Annotated in this window: 15 protein-coding genes; 10 read left to right on the top strand and 5 right to left on the bottom strand. The window is 68.7% G+C overall.

Translation table 11 applies throughout. The features are described 5' to 3' along the window. The first annotated feature begins 7 nt into the window (after nucleotides 1-7). Together manA and HGK34_RS06170 are read left to right on the top strand one after the other, a co-directional pair. Entirely contained in the window at nucleotides 8-1,246 is a 1,239-nt protein-coding gene (manA, locus tag HGK34_RS06165) for a mannose-6-phosphate isomerase, class I (protein ID WP_201845703.1), read from the top strand. A gap of 114 nt (nucleotides 1,247-1,360) precedes the next feature. Next, nucleotides 1,361-2,254 carry a hypothetical protein gene (locus tag HGK34_RS06170; protein WP_201845704.1) on the top strand — a complete coding sequence of 298 codons (894 nt, stop codon included), beginning with the start codon at nucleotides 1,361-1,363 and terminating at the stop codon, nucleotides 2,252-2,254. A 64-nt stretch (nucleotides 2,255-2,318) separates the two neighbouring features. On the opposite strand, the gene HGK34_RS06175 is transcribed toward HGK34_RS06170, so the two are convergent. From HGK34_RS06175 to HGK34_RS23470, 3 genes are all read right to left on the bottom strand, one after another. Continuing rightward, nucleotides 2,319-3,419 (bottom strand): sulfotransferase domain-containing protein, encoded by a 1,101-nt coding sequence (locus tag HGK34_RS06175; protein WP_201845705.1) that lies wholly within the window; start codon nucleotides 3,417-3,419, stop codon nucleotides 2,319-2,321. Further along, a complete protein-coding gene (locus HGK34_RS06180) occupies nucleotides 3,416-5,341 on the bottom strand; it encodes a glycosyltransferase (RefSeq protein ID WP_201845706.1) in 1,926 nt (641 codons plus the stop codon). The genes HGK34_RS06175 and HGK34_RS06180 overlap by 4 nt, the downstream gene beginning before the upstream one ends. A gap of 93 nt (nucleotides 5,342-5,434) precedes the next feature. Then, the gene (locus HGK34_RS23470; RefSeq protein WP_201845707.1) at nucleotides 5,435-7,531 is read right to left on the bottom strand and encodes a polysaccharide pyruvyl transferase family protein; all 2,097 of its coding nucleotides are present in this window, start codon (nucleotides 7,529-7,531) and stop codon (nucleotides 5,435-5,437) included. Nucleotides 7,532-7,647: 116 nt separating this feature from the next. On the opposite strand from HGK34_RS23470, the gene HGK34_RS06190 reads away from it, so the two are divergent. From HGK34_RS06190 to HGK34_RS06205, 4 genes are all read left to right on the top strand, one after another. After that, nucleotides 7,648-9,126 carry a phosphomannomutase/phosphoglucomutase gene (locus HGK34_RS06190; protein WP_201845708.1) on the top strand — a complete coding sequence of 493 codons (1,479 nt, stop codon included), beginning with the start codon at nucleotides 7,648-7,650 and terminating at the stop codon, nucleotides 9,124-9,126. A gap of 23 nt (nucleotides 9,127-9,149) precedes the next feature. Then, the gene (locus HGK34_RS06195) at nucleotides 9,150-9,323 is read left to right on the top strand and encodes a Trm112 family protein (RefSeq protein WP_372433080.1); all 174 of its coding nucleotides are present in this window, start codon (nucleotides 9,150-9,152) and stop codon (nucleotides 9,321-9,323) included. A gap of 102 nt (nucleotides 9,324-9,425) precedes the next feature. Continuing rightward, entirely contained in the window at nucleotides 9,426-11,144 is a 1,719-nt protein-coding gene (locus tag HGK34_RS06200) for a glycosyltransferase (protein WP_201845709.1), read from the top strand. Nucleotides 11,145-11,481: 337 nt separating this feature from the next. Continuing rightward, on the top strand, nucleotides 11,482-12,825 hold the full coding sequence (locus tag HGK34_RS06205; RefSeq protein ID WP_201845710.1) for a polysaccharide pyruvyl transferase family protein: 1,344 nt from the start codon (nucleotides 11,482-11,484) through the stop codon (nucleotides 12,823-12,825). A 126-nt stretch (nucleotides 12,826-12,951) separates the two neighbouring features. On the opposite strand, the gene HGK34_RS06210 is transcribed toward HGK34_RS06205, so the two are convergent. Beyond that, entirely contained in the window at nucleotides 12,952-15,039 is a 2,088-nt protein-coding gene (locus tag HGK34_RS06210) for an acyltransferase family protein (protein ID WP_201845711.1), read from the bottom strand. A 137-nt stretch (nucleotides 15,040-15,176) separates the two neighbouring features. After that, nucleotides 15,177-15,557 (bottom strand): DUF3499 domain-containing protein, encoded by a 381-nt coding sequence (locus HGK34_RS06215; protein WP_307815819.1) that lies wholly within the window; start codon nucleotides 15,555-15,557, stop codon nucleotides 15,177-15,179. 170 nt (nucleotides 15,558-15,727) lie between these two features. On the opposite strand from HGK34_RS06215, the gene HGK34_RS06220 reads away from it, so the two are divergent. The 4 genes from HGK34_RS06220 (at nucleotide 15,728) to HGK34_RS06235 (ending at nucleotide 20,787) form a co-directional block, all read left to right on the top strand. Next, nucleotides 15,728-16,831 carry a glycosyltransferase family 2 protein gene (locus HGK34_RS06220; protein ID WP_201845713.1) on the top strand — a complete coding sequence of 368 codons (1,104 nt, stop codon included), beginning with the start codon at nucleotides 15,728-15,730 and terminating at the stop codon, nucleotides 16,829-16,831. Next, complete coding sequence (locus HGK34_RS23475) at nucleotides 16,828-18,099, top strand: glycosyltransferase (RefSeq protein WP_201845714.1); 1,272 nt, start codon at nucleotides 16,828-16,830, stop codon at nucleotides 18,097-18,099. Before HGK34_RS06220 ends, HGK34_RS23475 begins: the two co-directional genes overlap by 4 nt. Beyond that, nucleotides 18,096-19,085 (top strand): lysylphosphatidylglycerol synthase domain-containing protein, encoded by a 990-nt coding sequence (locus HGK34_RS06230; protein ID WP_201845715.1) that lies wholly within the window; start codon nucleotides 18,096-18,098, stop codon nucleotides 19,083-19,085. The genes HGK34_RS23475 and HGK34_RS06230 overlap by 4 nt, the downstream gene beginning before the upstream one ends. 61 nt (nucleotides 19,086-19,146) lie before the next feature. Then, nucleotides 19,147-20,787 (top strand): hypothetical protein, encoded by a 1,641-nt coding sequence (locus tag HGK34_RS06235; protein WP_201845716.1) that lies wholly within the window; start codon nucleotides 19,147-19,149, stop codon nucleotides 20,785-20,787. Nucleotides 20,788-20,909: the final 122 nt, after the last annotated feature.

The following is a 20,909-nucleotide window of genomic DNA, read 5'->3' on the forward strand; positions in this document are numbered from 1 at the left end:
TGGGCCGATGCTCGCCGCTGCCAGGTTCCACGATCCGCTGCCGCTGACCAACACCGTCCAGCGCTACGACTGGGGGGCGGTGGACGCCATCCCTCAGCTGCTCGGCGTGGAACCCGACGGCGATCCTCAGGCCGAACTGTGGCTGGGAGCACACGGCAGCGCGCCGTCCGTCACGACCGTCGAGGGTGAGCGAGTTCCTCTCGACCGGCTGATCACGGAAGCACCCGTGCAGGCACTCGGGCACCGCGTCGCCGAGCAGTTCGGGCCACGCCTCCCCTTCCTGCTCAAGGTGCTCGCGGCGGGACGAGCCCTGTCCTTGCAGGTGCATCCGTCACCACGCCAGGCCCGTGAGGGGTTCGCCCGCGAGAACGCGTCGGGCCTCGCCCTGAGCGACGCCAAGCGGTCCTTCAAGGACGACCAGCACAAGCCCGAGATGATGGTCGCCCTCACGCAGTTCGAGGGCCTGGCCGGATTCCGGTCGGTGCGTACCATCCTCGGCCTCCTGGAGGGTTTGGAGGGAAGCCTGGTGTCCGGCGTGCGTCAGGCCCTCGCACGCGACCGCAGCAGCGCCGGGATGCACGACGCGTTCCATCACCTGCTCTCCGCCCGATCCGACACCGACTGCCGGTCAGACATCCAGTACACCGTCGATGGTGTCCGCGCACGTCTCGAGTCCGGATCGCCGTTCACACGGGCCGACCGGACCGTCATCGACCTGGCCGAGCAGCACCCGGGAGACCCGGGCGCCATCGCGTCCCTCATGCTCAACCGCGTCTCGCTGGAACCGGGCGAGGCCCTGTTCACCCCGGCCGGCGAGGTGCACGCCTACCTGTCCGGACTCGGCATCGAGATCATGGCCAACTCGGACAACGTGCTCCGCGCCGGCCTCACCACGAAGCTCGTGGACGAGGAGAACCTCGTGCGGTGCACGTCCTTCGCCCCGCGGTCCCCCGCGGTACCCGAGATGACGCGTGCGGGAAGCCGCGGCCAGGTGCACACGTATCGGGTCCCGGTCTCGGAGTTCGCCCTGACCGCCGCAGACGTCGACGACGACGAACCCGTCTCGCTCCCGGCAACCGGGCCTCGGATCGCTCTCTGCCTCGACGGCACGGTGGAGCTCACCGCGGACCGCGCGGACCACGGACCGGTCACGCTCCGTCAGGGCGACTCGGTCTTCGTGCCGCACGACGCGGGGAACCTGGAGCTGAGCGGTTCCGGTCACGCGACGTGCGCCTGGGTGCCCTGACGGATCGTCTGGCACAACGGCACGAGATGGCCGGGCACCCGCTGTCCTGCGCGCTTTTCGCCGAGAATTTCACCTACTAGGCTCATCCCGTCCCAATCGAAGATCGGAGGATCCATGAAGCGACTCGTCCTGCACGTCGGTGCACCCAAGACCGGATCCAGTCTCCAGCAGAAGGCACTGCTCGCGAATGCGGACCAGCTGGCCGATCACGGTTACGCGACGCTCGTCCGCCACCATTTCGAGAAGGGCACCGGCCGCGCGCACCGTCTCTGGCGCAGTGGCGAGAGCGGTCTGAGCGCCGTGAAACTTGGGTTCGAGCGGCTCGCGCCGCAGATCACCATGCCGAACGCCGTGATCTCGCACGAGGATCTACTCGGACGGATCGCGTCGTTCGAAGAGGGAAGGCTCTACGACGGCGCCGCCGATGTCCTGCGTATCGCGCAAGACGTCCTTCAGCCCGAGGAGATCAGCGTCATCCTCTACGTGCGCCGTCAGGATCGCTTCCTGGAGAGCGTGTACCTCCAGCGGGTCCGCGTGGGCTGGGCCGTCACGTTCGACGAGTACATGGCCCACGTGACTTCCGAGGCCCTGCAATGGGATGATCTGGTCCGCCGGATCCAAGGCGCCCTCCCACAGGGGGCGGACGTGCACGTCCGCTACTTCGAGACCATCCAGGAGAAGACTCCGCGGCAGTACTGCAGCGACTTCTTCCGGCTCGTGGATCCACGACTGCCCCGGCCGAAGCTCCCGTTCAACACGAAGGCCGTCAACAGGGGCTACAGCAACGCCGCTCTCAAGATCGCCCTCGCCGGGAACGCGGTGCTCGACACGAAGGACAAGCGCACCCTGCGCGCCTTCCTCGACGAGAATTTCTCCAACGTGACGCATCCGAAGCCGGTGCTGCTGACCGAGGAGCACAGAAAGCAGATCCTCTCGGACCTGAACGTGTCGAACACGGCGCTGCACGCCCTGACCGGCGAGAGCGGGCCGCCCCGCTACGTCGTGTGACGGCAGTGGGCCGACGTCGGGCTCCATGCTTGCGGCGGCCCACTCATCGGCCGGCCGGGACGGGTCAGCCCTCGACGGTGAACGTCTCCAGGTCGATGCCGTATCCGTCGAGGACGGAGGCCGCGACCGCGACATCCTTGTCGTCGAAGAACTGCTTCCACTGCCCGATCGATCCGTCACGCGTGAAGTAGCCGTCAAGCTTGACGACCATCGATCGGCCAGCTTTGTCTTCCATGGCATGGATCGTCGAGATGTCCGAGAGTGCCAGCGCGCGGTCGACCGCCTCTTCCTCAAGCGGAAGGCCGAGGAACCGAACGACATCCCGGAACCGGCCGGCCGGATCTTCCTTGAGATCCTCGTACGCCGCGACGAACGTCGTCTCGTCGTCCCTGTAGGCGTCCAGAGTCAGGTAGTGCTTCGAGTACGTGTCGAGCATGGACACGATGACGTCCCGCGGGTGCTCGGCCCTGCCCCGGTTCTGCGGCCGCTGCTTGATCGTGTAGTGGAAGAGCGAGATGACGTAGTCCAGCGGGTTCCGGTAGAGCATGATCTTCTTGCCGGGGCTGAACACGAACGGGTCGAACTGGCCGCTGAAATGCTGCATCGTCACATCCGAGATGCCGTGCCCGGCCAGAAGGCCCGACGGCACCCGATATGGCTCTGCTTCGCGGAAGAACTGCCAGCGGTTGTTCCCGTAGTAGTCCCGCAAGAGTTCCTTGTACGAGATCGGACGGTCCTCGCCCGGGTTGTCCAGGCAGCGGGCATAGTTGGTCAGGAAGAACCTCATCCAGTGTGTGCCGGATTTCTGGATGGTGGCGATGGTGACGACGTCGTCCTGGTGCAGCGACGCGAACGCGGAAGCGAACTCCTCCCCGCGGGCGGACATCAGCGTCCCGGACTGCCAGCGGGCGTAGTCGCTGAGATACCGCATCACGTCGCCGGGGTTGTCCGGGATCGCTTCGAGGGCGGTTGCCGTGTCGCCGGCATGAATGGCGTGAAGAACCAGCGCCATCCGGCCGGCATCGGTGTTCGGTGTGCGGTGGCGCGCCATTCTGTCCCAGTCGTGGGTGAGGAGCGCGCGCTCCTGTGGCGTGACGGAGGAGGAACGCCCGAAGAGCTTCCGCAGCCCCTGCCGCGCCGTGTCCAGGTGAGCTGACGAGCTCACTGGGAATCACCTCTGATCTTCCTGGAGTAGGAACGAGCCCGTGCGAGCACGATGTCACGCACCAGCGACTTGCTGGGCTGCATGCGGTATGCACGCGTCAGGATGCGCGCGGCATCGGAGTGCCGTCCCAGCCGACGATAGGCGATGGCCAGCTCCCGGCACTCCGCCGGTGTGGGCTCGCGCTTCTCCAGGACGTCCTCGAGAACGTGGATGGCCTCGCCGGCCTGGTTCGTCCGGTTGAACCGCTGCGCCTGACGGAACGGGCTCAGCGACCCCGCCTCCGGCGGCTTCCCGCCCGCGACCTCGTGCCGCAGGTCGCGGATGAGCTCGTCCTTCTCCCAGTCCCTCAGGTGGCGCAGCCACGCGTAGTCGAGCTGCTCGTAGCGCTCACCCTTCGCCGTCGGCTCCCACGGCTTGCGCCCCACGTAGTGCAGGACCTTGACGTCCTCCTCGTGGAACGTCTGCGGGTGGTGGGAGTACATGCGCTTGGTGGTGTTGTACTCGATGCCGAGCTTGCGCCAGCCGTCGAAGAACTCGTTGAGGAAGCCTTGGTCCCCGCCGTCGTACGACGTCGTGCGCCGGAGCTGCGGCATCATCCGCTCGAACATCCCATGGTCCGGCGTCACGGCGAAGACGCCGGAGTTGAAGATCTGCCCGTCGGGCTGGTCGAGCCCGGCGTCCGGGACGGCGGCGAAGTCGTCACCGTCGAACAGGTCGTCGACGTTCTGGAAGATGACGGTGTCGCTGTCGAGGTAGGCGACCCGGTCCAGGAAGTCGAGGCGGAACACGTGCAGCTTCGTGTACGTGGCGGCGAATCGCGACTGGATCTTGTTCCCGCCCGAGTTCATCGGGTTGCGGATGCCGGGGATCTCGATCGTCGTGATGCCGCTCGACGCGAGGGCCAGGCGATCGGCGTCCGGCGTGACCAGCGCGATCAGGGGAACGTCCGAGACCTCTCGGAGCGAGTTCGCCAAGGCGCGTGCACCGTGGTGGTACGCGCCGGAGACGACCGTGACGAACGCGCACTTCCGGCCGTCGATCTCCTTCCACAGCGGAGCGTCCACCTTGGGCACGACGCCGGTGGTTCGCTCCCCCACCTCGGGCAGTTCGAGGTCGACCGTGTCCTTCGACGCCGCCACCGCGTCCGGCGTCCCGGGTTCCAGATGGGGACGGTCCGTGAGGTCCTCGGCCTGCGGCACGAACAGGTGCAGCGTGTCCGACTGACTCACCGAGCGGACGGTGGCGTCAGGGAACTCGGCGAGGCACGAGCGGAGGAAGGCCAGGTCCGTGTCCAGGCCGTGAGCGGACTCGTAGCCCGGGGTCAGGTCCTTGTCCTTGAGCGCCGACTCGGCCGCCTGGGTGACCGTGTACCCGTAGCGGCTGTCCTTGGCCTCGTAGAGGTCGATACCGGCGAGATAGACCTCGCGGAACCCGACACCGAGACCGAACGCGAGGGCCTGCAGCCCCGTGGTGGGGAGCCCGGGCCGACTCATGAACGCGCGCGCGAGGCGCGGGTGCCGGGACGGGATCGACCAGGAGTCGAGCTCCTCGACGCCATCGCCCATCGGCTCGAGGCTGTACTGGTCACCGTCGCGCAGCGCCGCATGCCGCATCGGGCTGAGGATTCGGTCGACCTCGTAGCGCTTCGCACGGATCTCGTCCTGAAGTAGCGTCTCCATCTTCTCGTTGGGGATGGCGCTGAAGTAACCGTCGACCCGCCTGCCGAAGTGGTAGTTGCTCTCCAGGAAGAACCAGTTCATCCGGAACACGACCACGTCCGCGGGAATCCGGTGATAAGGAGGCATCGCCGACGACGGGCCGTTGCCGACGATGAGCAGGGGCCTGTCGATCAGGTCGGCGAACGATGCGATCTCGGCCTCGCCCGGCTCGCGGCCGAGCGGCACGCTACGCATGGTGGGCATCGGTGACTTCCCTTTCAGTGGATCTGGTCGAGTCTGTGTCCGGTGCGAACGGTGAGCCGGGCGCGTCAGGGACTCTGTGCACGCCGCGGCGCGTCATCCCGCGTTCGCGATCTCTGCCGCCGCCGAGCGGACGTGCGGCAGGAGGACCTGCTGACGCTCCACGACGTCTGCACGATATCGGTCTTCGTGGCTCAGGACGTCGATGGCACGCTCTGCGAGAAGTTCACCCAATTTCTCCTCGCCGACATCGCATCCCCATTCCAGCCGGTCGATGTCTTCGAGGAAATACCGCATCTTCGGGTGCGACACGATGCTCAGGATCGGCGTGCCGAGCCCGAACGGGATCATGCCGGCGTGGCCACGCATGCCGATGACGAGCGAGGACTCCGCGTAGACGGCGAGCGCGTCCGCCTGATCCATGTCCTGCAGATCGATGAGCGGAAGCTCGAGGCCATGGGCGTCGGCGAGATCCCTCGCGAGCTTGCGGTCGCCGCGCGTATGCGCCACCACCTGGACGTCCGCGCCCACGCCCGCGCCGCGTACCTTCTCGGTGAACCCGACGATCTGTTCCAGGAAGTCGGCGTAGCCGGCGCTGAACCGGCGTTCGCTGCGGTCGAACGCCGCGTTGAGCAGGATCCTGCCGGTTCCGGACCGCCCCGGAGCGATGCCCGGGCGGAGGTGCCGCAGCACCGTCGTGGGGCACGGCACGAACCGCACCTTGTCGTGCAGGTCCGCGGGAAGCATCTCGGTCACCCGCGACATCGACCCGGTGTTGCGCAGGCCGAGGAACTCGCACTTGCGCGTGAACGCCTCGAGGCTGCGCGGGAACAGGTCGCCGGTGAACCGCTGCCCCTGGAAGAGATTGAAGCCGACCGCGAAGGCGTAGACCGGGACCCGCAGGGCTTCGAGCGATTCCCGGGGCACGTTCCACTGCCAGCCGCTGTTGCCGTTGGGAGACGTGTCGGGCAGGAACAGTCCCCCGCCACCGACGACGAGCCCACGCTGCTCGTTGGCGATCCGGGTGAACTCCTCGTCGAACACCTGGTGTGCGTGGAACGACACCCACCTCGAGGAGTCGCTCGAGGAACCCGCCTCGTCGACGGCGTCACGGACGGCGTCCGGCAGGACGATGTCCCCGAAGTTCTCGCCGGGCCCGACGTAGAACGCGACATGCCCCAACCCGCCGTGGGGGGCGTCCGCCTCGCTCGGGGTGACGGGGTCCTGCGAGCGCTCCAGGACGGCGCGGACGGAGACTCGTGACGAGCCCTGCCGGAGCGCCTTGCGTCCGAGGTGATAGGCGGCGTCGTCGTCGTGCACGATCCAGGCGACCTTTGCCGCGGCGGCGGTCCCGGACCCGCTGTCCGCGAGCAGGTACATGTGTCGCGCGGCGTCGTAGCTGCTGATCGCCGAGAGGCTGTTCGCGGCAGCCAGGCAGAACTGCTCGCTGATGGTCCCCGTCCGGGCGAAGGAGGCTCGCAACAGGTCGAGAGCTCCGGGGTGGTTGCCGGCGGTCGCGACCCAGGCGGCATTGTCGACGGCGAGCTCCAGCGCCTCGGGCTCCTTCGCCCGGATGGCGTCGAAGCCGCGTGGGACGGACTCGGTGAGAAGCTCTCCGAAGGGCCGGACGTCGCCCGACAGCAGCGCGGCGACCAGATACCGGGCGCACGCGAGCGCCGCGTCCTCCGGGCGACCGAACGACGCGGTCAGCACGGCGCGTCGGAGCGTCTCGAAGCCTGGCTGGTCTTCACGGGTGCGGACCAGTTCACGGATTCGGCGGATCCTGGCGAGCTCGGACACCTGCCGCTCCACGTTCCGCTTCCGGCGCTCGACCGATCCCGTGCCCTTGGACGCCGCGTAGAAGTAGTCCGTGGCCAGTGCGTCGTCTCCGGCCAGGCCGGCCGCCAGCCCGGCGAGACGGTTGCTCTCGGGAGACGCCGCGTCGGCGACGAGCAGCGCGACGAGCGTCGCGGCACCGTCCTTGTCCCAGTCGCCGAGGGCAGCCTCGACGCCGTGCACCATGGCGTCGTGCAGCGGGGCGACGTCCGTCCAGGCCGTCCGGCCGGCCTTGAGGTCACGAGCCGTTCGCCGGTCGAGCCGTGGAAATGTGCCGGTGACGGACCTGAGGGCGCTCGCCACCTCGGCCGCGCGACGCGAATTCGCACGACGGCTGGAGGGGTCAAGTTTCTGCACCGGGTGATCATAGAACGGTCGGCCAGGTGTGATGTACGAGATCGAGGAAGGGTGCCCGATACCGGCACGAGCCTCGACGTCTGTCGCCGGGCGGTCAGCATCCGTAGGATGTCCGCGTGAGGATTGACCTGCACGCCCTCATCAAGGCGTATGACGTCCGGGGCACGGTGCCCGAGCCCTTCTCCCCCGACGTGGCCCGCGCCATCGGCACCGCTTTCGCCCGCGAGGTGGTACTTCCTGCCGTCGGCGACAGCACCGGGAGCCGGCCCGGGATCGTCGTCGGGCACGACATGCGGGACTCCGGCCCTGAACTCGTCGAGGCGTTCACCGCCGGGGTCGTAGCCCTGGGCGTGGACGTGACACGGATCGGCCTCTGCTCCACAGACGGGCTGTACCACGCGTCGGGCGCCCTGGATCTGCCAGGGGCGATGTTCACCGCGAGCCACAATCCTGCCGAGTACAACGGCATCAAGCTGTGCCGCGCCGGCGCGCGGCCGGTCGGCGAGGACTCAGGCCTCACGCAGGTCCGCGCCACCGCCCAGGCAATCCTGGACGGCGCGGCCCAGCCACCGTCATCCGCCGGCACCGGAGAGGTGCACGACAAGGAGACGCTCGCCGAGTACGCGACATTCCTGCGGGATCTCGTGGACCTCTCGGCCATCCGGCCGCTCAAGGTCGTGGTCGACGCGGGGAACGGTATGGGCGGGCACACCGTCCCGGCGGTCCTCGGCACAGCGGCGGGGCTCCCGGAGCTACCGCTGCAGATCGTGCCGATGTACTTCGACCTGGACGGCACCTTCCCCAACCACGAGGCGAACCCCCTGGAGCCGGAGAACCTGCTGGACCTGCAGGCCGCCGTCATCGCGCACGGCGCGGACATCGGCCTCGCCTTCGACGGCGACGCCGATCGCTGTTTCGTCGTCGACGAGAAGGGCGTCGCGGTTTCGCCCTCGGCCATCACCACGCTGGTCGGGCTGCGCGAGGTCGAGAAGGAGAAGGCCGCGGGCCGCGAAGCGACGGTGATCCACAACCTCATCACCTCCCGTGCCGTCCCGGACCTCCTCTCCGCGGCGGGTGCCACCACGGTCCGGACCCGTGTGGGCCACTCGTTCATCAAGGCGCACATGGCGAGGCACGATGCCGTGTTCGGCGGCGAGCACAGCGCGCACTACTACTTCCGGGACTTCTTCTTCGCGGACACCGGAATGCTCGCCGCCATGCACGTGCTCGCCGCGCTCGGGGAGCAGTCGAACCCGCTGAGTGCGCTGGGCGAGATGTACGAACCGTACGTCGCCTCGGGTGAGATCAACTCGCGTGTGGCCGATGTGCCGGCCGCCCGTGCCCGCGTGTACGAGGCGTACGTGACGCAGGAGGGTGCCGGGCAGGTCGAGGTCGACGAGCTCGATGGCCTCACGGTGTCGCACTGGGACGGACATCCGCAATGGTGGTTCAATCTGCGCGCGTCCAACACGGAGCCGCTGCTTCGGCTCAACGTCGAGGCCGCGGACCACGACATGATGGAGAAGGTGCGCGACGACGTCCTGTTGCTCGTGCGGGGTCCGGCTGCTTCGTCCGAGGGAGAAGAGACATCGTGAGCACTGACAGGAGTGAGGCGCTGATGCCATGGGTGCGCGAGATCCTGCGCTGCCCCGTGACCGGTGCGACGCTGACGGACGGTACGGGCCCCGACGGTGAACCGGAGCTGCATTCGACCAGCCGTGAGCGGCCGCTCGCCTACCCGGTGCGCGAGGGTATCCCGGTACTGCTGGCGTCGGACGCCCGCCAGCTCTGAGGGCCGCCATCGAACTCGCGGAACCGCTCCGGGCACCCTTTTGCAGCCACACCCCCTGATACTCTGACGCGGCCCACGGGCATGTCGGCCGGATTTTCTTGAGTGGCTGCCCGGTTCCCAACGGACACAGGAGACGCGCGGGACGCGCAAACACCCATGGCATTCCTGACTCGAAAGCGTTCCGTGCCGGCCGACGTCGGACCACACCTCGCGGCGAACCAGGAGTTCGCCGATTTCCTCCGGGACACCGGCCAACTTGCCGTTCGGATCGCCCCGAGCGCGTCGTGGCCGAACATTCGTCTCACTCGCAGGATTCTCCGGCTCCAGACCACCGTGTCCGGGGAGTTGGCGGGCCTCTCCGGCCGTGCCGCAGTCGACACGGGACACGTCGCGTGGCACGAGATGGCGACCAGGGCGGTCGACACGATCCTGGCGGTCGGCAAGGACCTGCTCAAGGACCACCCGGATCTTGCGGCTCGAGCCGCATCGCTGGTCGTCGACATTCACGAGAACCCCACCGCCGTCGCCGATCTCGCGAACCGCTCACGCCTGCGATCAGCTCGCCTCATGAAGCAGGCAAGGGACACGGAGCCCGCTCTGAAGCCCACGCTGCACCTCGCCGTGACCCGGGCGCTGCTCGGCGAGGTCGACATCTCCGATGTCCTCCCCGTGCTGAAGCGCGCGTTCGATGCTCCGCGTGATCCCGCCGTCCGGTCGGCCGCGCGCACGCTGGCGGGCCGCGTGCCGGGTGACGGCCCGGCCGTTCACCACAAGGCCTATGCCGCATTCGTGGACGACAACTATTTCGAGGGCTTCGTGACCCTCCTGAAGAGCCTCCTCCTCACGAGCACCGTGAAGGACACGGATATCGTCGTGTTGCACGACGGTCTGGAACCGCGAAACGTGCTCCGTGCGCGCCAGCTGTATCCCGCCATACGGTTCGTGCGCGTGGACCCGACTCCCTACCTGTCATACGTCAAGGGCGACACGACCAACTATCTCTACGTCAAGGCGTACCTCATCCTGGACGTATTCCGTCGCCTGCGCTATGACAAGGTGGTCACGCTGGACACGGACATGGTGGTGCTCAAGGACATCGGCCACCTCTTCGACCGCGACTCGGCGTTCGCGGCGGTACCGCAGTTCTTCGACTCGGACGGTGGCCGCAAGCTGAACAGCGGGCTCATGGTGTTCGACAGCACCTGCATGACCGACGAGTTCGTCGCCCGCATCGACGCCGTCGGGCTGTCCGGTGACTACGAGCTGGAGCGGCACGACCAAGGGGTGCTGACCGCGGTGCTCGATGGTGAGTACGAACGGCTCGGCCGCGAGCTCAACTGGGTGAAGCGGGCGACCCGGCCGGGAGAGTCGTTGCCCGAGGACGTCAGCGTCCTGCACTTCACCGGACGCTTCAAGCCATGGCAGGGCGGCGAGCAGGGCTATCACCTCGTCGAGGAGCGGTGGCACGAGTACGCCGTCGGCGACGTCGCTCACATGTGCCGGTATGTCACGCAGACTCCCGATGACACCGCGACCGGCACGCAGTTGCTCCAGTGGTACGAGAGGCTCTTGGCCGAGGTCCCCGCCGACCAGCGTCAGTTCCTTGCCGAGGGCCGGCGGCCGACCGACGCGTCGGATGACGCCGCGGCAGGTACGGTGGCACTCCTCGAGGCCGTACAGGCAGGTCGATTCGACGCACCCTTGACCCAGGCCGTGCGCTATGCCGCAACGAACGATTGGGAACGCGCAGAGTTGCTCGGGCAGCTTGCGCTCTTTGACAAAGCCGACGGCGCGGAAGCGTTTCTCGCAAACCTGAGTTGAGGGTGCGGCGGGCGCCCAAGGGCTGGGCCCACGCACATTGGCGCGCACAGCCCGGTGCTATCCTTCCCCAGGCCATTTCACGCCGTGGACCCGGTGGCTCGGGGAGATCGAGCGCGCTCCCGCCGTCGAACAGAGTCCTGCACGAGGTGGTGACGAGTGACCTCTCGAGCGGCGTGCCGACCTCACGGTGAGCAAGGCGAAGTCACCTGATCCTCGCGGCGGGAAGTGACCGATCCGTTCACAAACGCTCCGCTGTCCCCGGACGGTGGACCCAGCAGTTCTGACCACAGCGATCAAGGATGGTGCCCGTGCATTCCGAGAACCGGGACGTGACTCGATGAAGCGACTCCGACTGTTCCACTTCGATATCAAGACCTATGGCAACTACGGGGACACCCTGCTCTTCGAGACCGTACGCGAGCTCTTCGAGGGCTTCGCGGGCGGAGACGCCTTCGAGATCGTCCAGAGCCGACAGCTGCGTGACCCCGTGACACCCCGCCTGGTCGACTTCATCAACCAGAACGTCGATGCCGTCGTGGTCGGCGGTGGTGGCCTCTTCCTCAGCGACACCAACCCGAACCAGCGCTCCGGCTGGCAGTGGAACATCTCGCTCGACCTCCTGCGCCGGATCGAGAAGCCGCTCATCGTCTTCGCGGTGGGCAACAACCGCTTCATCGGCCAGGCGGACTTCTCGGACCCGTTCCGTGAGCACGTCAATCTGACGCTTGAGAAGTCGGTCTTCTTCGGCTTGCGCAACCACGGTTCGGTGGAGTCCATCAAGGAGTACATCGACGAGCCGAACCGGGACCGAGTCGTCTACCAGCCCTGCCCGACGACGCTGTCGTCCTTCCTCTACCCGGACCTGTTCCAGGCCGAGATCCCGCACGAGCGGCGCATCTCCGCCGAGTCGATCGTCGGCAAGCGCCAGACGCGGGTCGGGTTCGATGCCGAGAAGATCTACACGGACCAGATCGATGTCCTGCAGAAGCTGTCCCACGAGGGCTGGCAGATCGAGAGCGTGCCCCACGCACGTGCCGACATGGGATTCCACGATCGGCTCAAGGAAACCGGCATCGTCAGCGACGAGAGCGTCCTCTGGGGCAATCGCGATGTCCTGTACCAGGGCGTCAACTACTTCGCCGACCTGCCGATCATCCTCGGTACACGTGGCCACGCGCAGATGGTGCCCTTCGGAATGGGCACCATCCCGCTGTCCCTGCACGTGCATCACAAGACCCGCTACTTCGCGACCGACATCGGTCACGAGGAGTGGGCGATCGACCCCCGCGCAGACGACTTCCAGGACACCCTCTACACGACGATCAACGAGGTCCACGAGCGCCAGCCGGAGCTGCGCAAGGAGCTCGCCGGCGTCCGCCAGGAGCTCTTCGACACGTCGATGGAGAACCTCGCCGGCATCTACGAGGCCCTCACGGGCGAGGCGGCCACGCCGTCGTTCCGTCCGCTGACGGCGCCGGAGCGCCGCACCGCAGCACGGGCGTACGACTCTTCCATGCGGTTCGACAAGGTCGAGCAGGACAACGGCCAGCTCAGGCGTGAGCTGAGCAAGGTGCGCAAGGAGCTCGAGGCCGCCAGCGCCTCAGGAACTTCCCGCACGTCGATCGTGCCTGAAGGGCTGCGTCGTAGGCTGCGACCGCTTCGCAAGAAGCTCCTGGGCTGAGCGACAGGCCACGAGCAGAGCGCCTGCCCTTCGTCGGTCGAAGGGCAGGCGCTCGCCATCGGCGGGGTCGCCGGCGCCCCGCCCCCTACGCGGCGCGATGAAGAGCATCCGCGCCGCGCGCCTCGGTCATGGTGCCTCGAACAACCAGCTGGCCTGCTCCTGAAGCGCTTCCTCCAGCATCGGCGTCAGCGACACCATGAAGGTGCTCGTCAGGTGACTGCCGTCGCGGTACACCAAGACGTTTCCGATCACGACGGGGCAACGGTCCGTCTCGACGCGACACATCCAGGGCGTCAGATCGACATGAACCATCGAGGCAGGAGCCCCTGTGGACTCCCACCCGACTGGCTGCTCCTGATAGAACTGGGAGTACCTCAGGTCGCAGGCCCCACTCTCCGGACCGTTCACGGCAAGGCATTCCGTGGCGGACGCCGAACCGCCCGGCCGCGGATTGTCACGCAGCCCGATGACTCGGATCCCTGCGGTGGCGATCTCGCTCCATGCGGCCACCTGGTCGGCCGGGACCGTCTCCAGCTCTCCCTCGTAGTGGGTGTGTGTCCCTGCGACCACCACCGCGTCAGGTCGGAGCTCGGTCGCCAGGTCGATGACCGACCTGCCCCAGCGGTAGCACGGTGTGTCCTTCGCCTCGTCGAATCTCACCCTGCACCTTCCCTTGCCCGCGACGACCAGGCGCCAGTTGTTTTCTCTCGCAATGGCCAGGAAGGTGTCGGCCCATTGATATGTGTGTGATGCGCCCGCCAGCATGACGGTGAAGCGGGGTTGTGCGGGGGAGTTCAGCTCGCACCAGCGGAGTTCGTCGGCGCCCTTTCCGTCCTGGATCCGATTGACACAACGGTCGTCCGTGAAGAACTCCCCCATGTCCTCGCGCGAGACATCGAGCCGGGGCCGAACAGGTGCGTCCGGCACCCGCTCCACGACACCGAACGCCGCGGCTCCGAGGTGGAGGTCATCGGTCTGGCCGAAGACCTGGCTTGCTTGCTCCCGGTCCCTGGTGACCGAGGCGTGAGCCCCGACCACCGGAACGGCGACCAGCAACGTCGCCATCGTCGCAGCACCGAGCGCGAGCATCGAACGACCTGCGGGAAGCCCCGGCGCGATGACCCGGCTCACCGGAACCGACACGGCCGCCCGCGTGCTCCACGCCAGCAGCACGGAACATCCGAGAACGATCGCCGCCTCGCGCCAGCCGACCTCGGTGATGTCGAGGATCGCCATCAGGAAGATCAGCACCGGCCAATGCCAGAGGTACAGCTCGTAGGAGATGTCGGCGAGGAAGCGCAGCGGCCTCGACTCGAGCATGACCCGCGGGCCCCACGACGACTGGGTGCCGGCGCCGAGGATCACCAGGATCGCACCGATCACGGGCCAGAGCGTCCACGGCCCGGGAAACAGCACTCCTCCGTCGAGAGCGAATCCAGAGGCCACGACCAGCCCCAGGCCGAGCCATGCCCCGAGTGCTCGCAATCGCCTCGGTACGCCAAGCGGAACGAGACCCAGCAGTGCCCCTGTCGTCAGCTCCCACAGGCGGGACGCCGCGTGAAAGTAGGCCACGGGCTGGGCCTCCGCGGTCAGCACGACCGCATACCAGAAAGATGCGACGGTCAGGACCACGGTGAGCGGCACCATGACCAGGCGTGCGGAAGTGCCGCTCCGACGCAGGAGCCGGGAAATCAGGAAGATCACCATCGGCCAGACGAGCAGGAACTGGCCCTGGACCGACAAGGACCAGAAGTGCTGGAGAGGGCTGGTATCCGGGCCGGCCGCACCGTAGGTGAGGTGGTTCGCAATCAGCTCCCAGTTCTCGAGGTACAGCGCGGAGGCCACGGTTTGGCGCCACACGTCGAGCCACTGGCTCTCTGGGAGGATCAGCCAGGTCGCGCCCGCGACGGCAGCCAGTACCAAGAGAGCCGCCGGCGCCAGACGGCCGGCGTTGCGTGCGTACACGGAACTCAGCCGAAGTCGGCCCCCGTCCGCGCGTCGCACCAGCGAACGAGTCACCAGGAACCCGGAGACGACCAGGAACACGTCGACGCCACCCGACACGCGACCATGGCCGAAGAGATGAAAGACCACCACCAGGACGAGCGCCAGCCCGCGAAGTCCGTGGATCTCCGGGAGGCGCCCTGACGTCGATGCGGACCGTGTCGAAGCGACGCTGGCCGAGTCCGGCACATAAGGCGCAATGGCGTACATAGCCGCCCAGTATTCCCTGCGCTACTGGGAGGTATGCCCGGAAATGGGCTCAAATCGATCACGTTTGATGAGCCCTGAGGCACAGGGGTGAATTGTGGCGACGAGCGGGCGTCGCCGCCGCATCGCCGCGGTGAAGCCTACTCCTCCGCGCGCAGCACTCGCAGATGGCCTCGCCGTGCCGTTTCCGTGACCCCCGGCTCCTCGGCGACGGGCTCTGCCGCCGCGGCGTCGGCACCCCTGCGTGAGCGTCCCGCCTCGCGGACGGCGTCGGCCAGCGCCGACAGGTCGTCGGACGTCGGGGCGGGCTCGGCGGGGAACTCCTGGACCAGCCGGACCACCTCCCACCCGCGCGGCGCGGTGAGACCGTCGGCGTGCTCGGAGCAGAGGTCGTAGCTATGGGGCTCGGCGAGATGCGCGAGCGGCCCCAGGACCGCCGTCGAGTCCGCGTACACGTACGTGAGTGTCGCGACCGCGGCATTGGTGCATGCGGACCTCGAGCACTGTCTCACCGATCTCACTCGCTGAGGGTACGCCGCTGACCGGGAGCAACGTGACGAACACGCCGGGCCGGCGCCGCCGATCTGCGGACACATCACCTCCACAGGGCCCCACCTGGCCGGTGCTCCGCGCCGCTCCTTCCGCTCAGTACGATGGGAGAGCCCCAGCCCCGAGGCGGAAGTACCACCCCATGAAGCTGTTCGTGCAGATCCCCTGCCTCAACGAGGCGGAGACCCTCCCTCTTGTGCTCGCCACGATCCCCCGTGAGATCCCGGGGGTCGACGAGGTCGAGATCCTCGTGATCGACGACGGGTCCACCGACGGAACGGTCGAGGTAGCACGCCGGCTCGGCGTGCGGCACTTCGTGCACCACGCGCGCACCATGGGGCTGGCCCGCTCGTTCCGCGACGGCGTCGACTACGCCCTGCGCCACGACGCCGACATCGTGGTGAACACCGACGGTGACAACCAGTACCCGCAGGAGCGCATCGGCGATCTGGTCGCGCCGGTGGTCAGCGGCGAGGCCGACATCGCCATCGCAGATCGCCAGACGGCCACCATCGAGCACTTCTCGCCGCTGAAGAAGGCGCTGCAGAAGGTGGGCAGCGAGGTGGTCAACTTCGCCGCCGAGACCGACCTGCCCGACGCCGCGAGCGGGTTCCGCGCCTACTCGCGCGCCTCACTGATGCGCCTGAACGTGGTGACGCAGTTCAGCTACTGCATGGAGACGATCATCCAGGCGGGCAACAAGCGCCTGCGGATCGCGAGCATCCCGGTCAGCACCAACCCGAAGACCCGCGAGTCGCGCCTGTTCTCCAGCATGGGCCAGCACATCCGCAAGTCCGGCCAGGCGATCACGCGGTCGTACCTCATGTACAAGCCGCACACGGTGTTCGTGACCCTGGGCATCATCTTCGGCCTGGGCTGCGTGATCCCGTTCGGCCGCTATCTGGTGCTGCTGATGCTCGGCCAGGCGGGCCAGCACATCCAGTCCCTCATCCTCGGCTCTTCCATGCTGGTGGGCGCACTGCTGTCGTTCGCGCTGCTGGTGATCGCCGACCTGCTGAAGACGAACCGCACGCTGATGGAGGAGACGCTGGAGCGCCTCAAAGAGGTCCAGTACGGACGTGAACCCCGCCCGGAGGCGGCGGGCTCCGCCCGCCCGGCAGGCGACGGTTCGGCTCGGCCCCACCCCTCCGGCGCCGCGGCCCGGCCCACCCTCCGGTCGGGACGGTCCGAGGTGCTGCGCGACCAGGCCGACGACCGTCCCGAGGAACCGGCGGGCCTGTCGTGATCTGGACGTTCGGCACGTACGACGCCGAACGCCACCCCCGTGTCGCGGTCCTCGTCGCGGGCCTGCGCGCACACGGGGCGGAGGTCGCGGAGCTCAACCGGCCGCTCGGGTTCTCCACGGCCGAACGGGTGAGGATGCTGCAGCAGCCGTGGCGGCTGCCACTCCTGGCGCTGAGGCTGCTGGCGTGCTGGACCGGCCTGGTGGCCGGCGCGTTCCGGCTGCGACGCCGGCACGGCCGGCCAGAGGCGGTGCTCGTGGGCTACATGGGACATTTCGACGTCGTGCTGGCACGGGTGCTCTTCCCGCGTTCCGTCGTCGTTCTCGACCACCTGATCTTCGCCGGTGACACCGCCGCGGACCGGGGTGCGGCCGGACTGCGCGTGCGCCTCCTGAACGTCCTGGACCGGGTGGCCACGTCGTGCGCGGACCTGGTGATCACCGACACCGACGAGCACCGTGCCATGCTCCCGGCACCGGCCAAGGGCGTGACCGTCCCGGTGGGCGCCCCGGCCACCTGGTTCGACGCCGCCGACCGCCCCATGGCTGACGGCGGCCCCTCGGCCGACGGCCAACCCATGGCTGACGGCGGCCCCTCGGCCGACGGCGGCGACCGCGACCAGCTCGACGCGGATGCGCCCGGCGGAGCGTTGCGGCTGGTGTTCTTCGGGCTGTACACGCCGCTGCAAGGAGCCGCGGTGATCGCCGAGGCGATCCGGGACGCCGTCGCCTCCGGGACGGACCTGCGCGTGACGATGATCGGGACCGGGCAGGACCTGGGCTCGGCCCGGGAGATCCTCGCGGGCACGTCCGGCATCACCTGGCACGGCTGGGTCGAACCCGCCGAGCTGCCCGCTCTGGTCGCCCGCCACGACGTCTGTCTCGGCATCTTCAGCGACACCCCGAAGGGGCTGCGCGTCGTGCCGAACAAGGTCTACCAGGGGCTGGCGGCCGGGTGCGTCGTCGTCACCTCCGACACGCCCCCGCAACGCCGCGCGGTCGGCGAGGTCGCCGAGCTGGTACCACCGGGCGACCCCGCCGCGCTGTCCGCGACGCTCACGGCCCTCACGGATCCGGCCCGCCTCGCCGAGGCCCGGACGCGGCTGGCACGTGGCAGGGCCTCGGTCCGTCCGGAGTCGGTTGTCGAGCCGCTCCTGACCGCTCTGACACGGCCGCCGGCCGTCCGGACGAGGCGTGGCCGGGACACCGTGACCGACCCGGACACCGTAACCGACACCGGCGCCCGCCCTGCCGGTGGTGAGCCCGCATGAGGCGTGTCCTGGCCAGGGCCGCGGCCGTCCTGAGATCGCCCGCCGTACGGTGGGGCTTCCTCGTCGTCGCCGTCGGGCTCGCCCTCTGGTACGTCGTCGACGCCCGCGACGACCTGGCCGACGCCGCGGGGATGCTGTCCGGCGGCACACTCGCCGCCGTCGCCGGCCTGGGCTTCGTCTACGTGTGGTGCACACTGATCGCGTGGCGGGCCGTGCTGTCCGACCTCGGCTCGCCCCTGTCCCTGCGCGACGCCGTGAGCGTGTTCGGTCTCAGCCAACTCGGCAAGTACCTGCCCGGCGGCGTGTGGAACGTGGTCGCGGCCGCGGAGATCGGCGCGGACCACAGCATCCCCCGGCACCGGTCCGTCGCGTCGATGGGCGTGGCAGTGCTGGTGTCGGTGGTGTCGGGCGCCGCCGTCGGGGCCGTCGCCCTCCCCTTCGTCTCCGCCGACGCCACCCAGGACGCCCTCGGCACCTGGGGCTGGGTGGTGTGGGTCACCCCCGCGATCGCCGTCGTCCTCCTGCCTCCGGTGCTCAACCGCCTGATCGGCCTCGCCCTGCGGCTCGGCGGGCGCGAACCGCTGGCCCGCCCCCTGACCTGGGGCGGCCTGGCTGCGGTGACCGCCTGGTCCGTGGCCGGCTGGCTCGTCGCCGGGGCTCAGACCTGGGTTCTCGCCACGGGGCTGGGCATGACGCCGTCGGCGAGGACGTTCGCGCTCGCCGTCGGCGGCTGGGCGCTCGCCTGGACGGTCGGATTCCTCGTCGTCCTGGCTCCGGCCGGCGCGGGCGTGCGCGAGGTCGTGCTCGCGGGCGTCCTGGCAGGCTCCCTCCCGGGCGCCGCGGCGCCCCTCGCGGTCCTGGTGAGCCGGGTCGTGCTGACCGCGATCGACGGCGTCCTGGCGGGCGCGGGACTGCTGCTGGCCCGCCGTCGGGGACGACGTCGCACCCCGGACGAACCTATTTCCAAGATCACCCGGTCGTCATGACTCCGGCCGATAATCTTCTGGTGTGAACCGCGAGCAAGTCCGACGTGTCGGCACGAGAACGATGACCCCTCTCAGGGCGGTGCCCGTTGTCGTCTGGCTGATCACCGTGCTGCACGTGACGGTGATGCTCGCGCAGACCGCCGTCTTCCCCAACGTGCGCTCCCCCGACGAGCTGAAGCACGTCGACCTGATCGTCCAGACCGAGCTCGGGCCGGCCTGGCCGTGGCCCGACCCGGGCACGATCTTCGTCGCCGACGGCGTGAACGCAGGGCACTTCCTCTTCGGGGACCGCCTGTACTCCGGCCGCCAGTTCCTCGCGGACCGCGTGGAGGGCATCAACAGCGACGGCAAGGAGCCCGCTCCTCCCCGCGGCGAGCGCCCGTCCTTCGCCGACGGTGGCGGCCTCACCTACTGGGAGCCGGACCGCACGGACGGCACCGGCGAACCGATCCCCAACCAGCTCGTGCAGCATCCGCCGCTGTACTACCTGATCGGTGCCGCCGTACTGCGGGCCGTACCGGACTGGACGACGGCACCCATGGATCGGGTCTGGCTCTGGCTGCGCTGGCTGAACACCTTGCTCGCGGCACCCATACCCCTGCTGCTGTGGGCGTCCGCCCGGCGGTTGAGCCTGCCGGAGCCGCTTCCGGTCGCCGCGGCGCTCGCCCCGATCGCCGTGCCGGAGATGGAGCACCTGTACTCGGCGGTCAACAACGACAACCTGCTGGTCCTGCTCGGGACGATACTCACCTATCTGCTGGTCCGGGTCCTGACGGGCGACCTGTCGCGCCGCACCGGACTGCTGATCGGGATCGTCACGAGCGCGGCGCTGCTGACCAAGGGATTCGCCCTGATGTTCCCGGCATGGATCCTGCTCGCGTACGGCGTGGCGGCCTGGCGCGCGCCCGGCAGGCGGCCGGCCGCGGCCGGTTCGCTGGCCGTGGCCGCGGTGGCGTCGGTACCCGGGGCCGCCTGGTGGGTGCGCAACCTCGTGCTGTACGGGGCGATCCAGCCGCACGGATCCACGACGGAGGTCCCCGACCTCACCCCGGTCTACGGCTGGTCCGACGGCGGGGGCCGCTGGCTGGCACGCATGCTGGAACGCTTCGTGACGACGTTCTACATGCAGGACCATGCGGTGGCAGAGGCCCACGACGCCTCCTGGTGGGCTGCCCGCGTCGCCCTGGTGCTGGTCACGGCAGGAGTCGTGGCCGCCCTGGTGAGGCGGACGATCCCGCGGGCGACCGCAGTCGTTCTCCTCGCCGCCGTACCGATGCTCGCAGCCATCGTGGCACGCGGCTCCTGGGAGCAGTTCGCCGCGTTCCGCGACTTCACCGCGGCGCAGCAGGGCCGCTACCTGTACACGGGATTCGCCGGGGTGGTGCTCGTCGCCCTGGCGGGGACGATCCTGCTGCGACCTGCCTGGCGCCGCTGGGTGCCGGCAGGTGTGCTCGGGCTCGCGCTCGCGCTGCACGCAGCCTTCCAGTACAACACCTGGGTCCTGTACTGGATGCCGGAGCACGACTCCGGCTGGGGGGCCCTGGGACGTGCCGTCGCGGCGATGGCGTACTGGTATCCGTGGGAGCCCTGGGTGCTCGTGGCCGTCGCGGCGATCGGAACGGCCGCCGCAGCCGGTGTCACGTGGCAGGTCGTGCGTCGCCCCGCCGCCGAGGAGACACGATCTCCTATGCTGACGGCGTGATCCGCACCCTGGTCCGGGCCGTGTCCGACGTCCGGCGACGTGAGCAGGTTGCCGTCGCCGCCGCCGTCCTCACGGCCGTCCTGCTGTCGCTGACCGTGCTCCTGGCCGACGCGCCCTACGCC

It is taken from the genome of Myceligenerans indicum (assembly GCF_016742955.1).
Classification (GTDB): domain Bacteria; phylum Actinomycetota; class Actinomycetes; order Actinomycetales; family Cellulomonadaceae; genus Myceligenerans; species Myceligenerans indicum.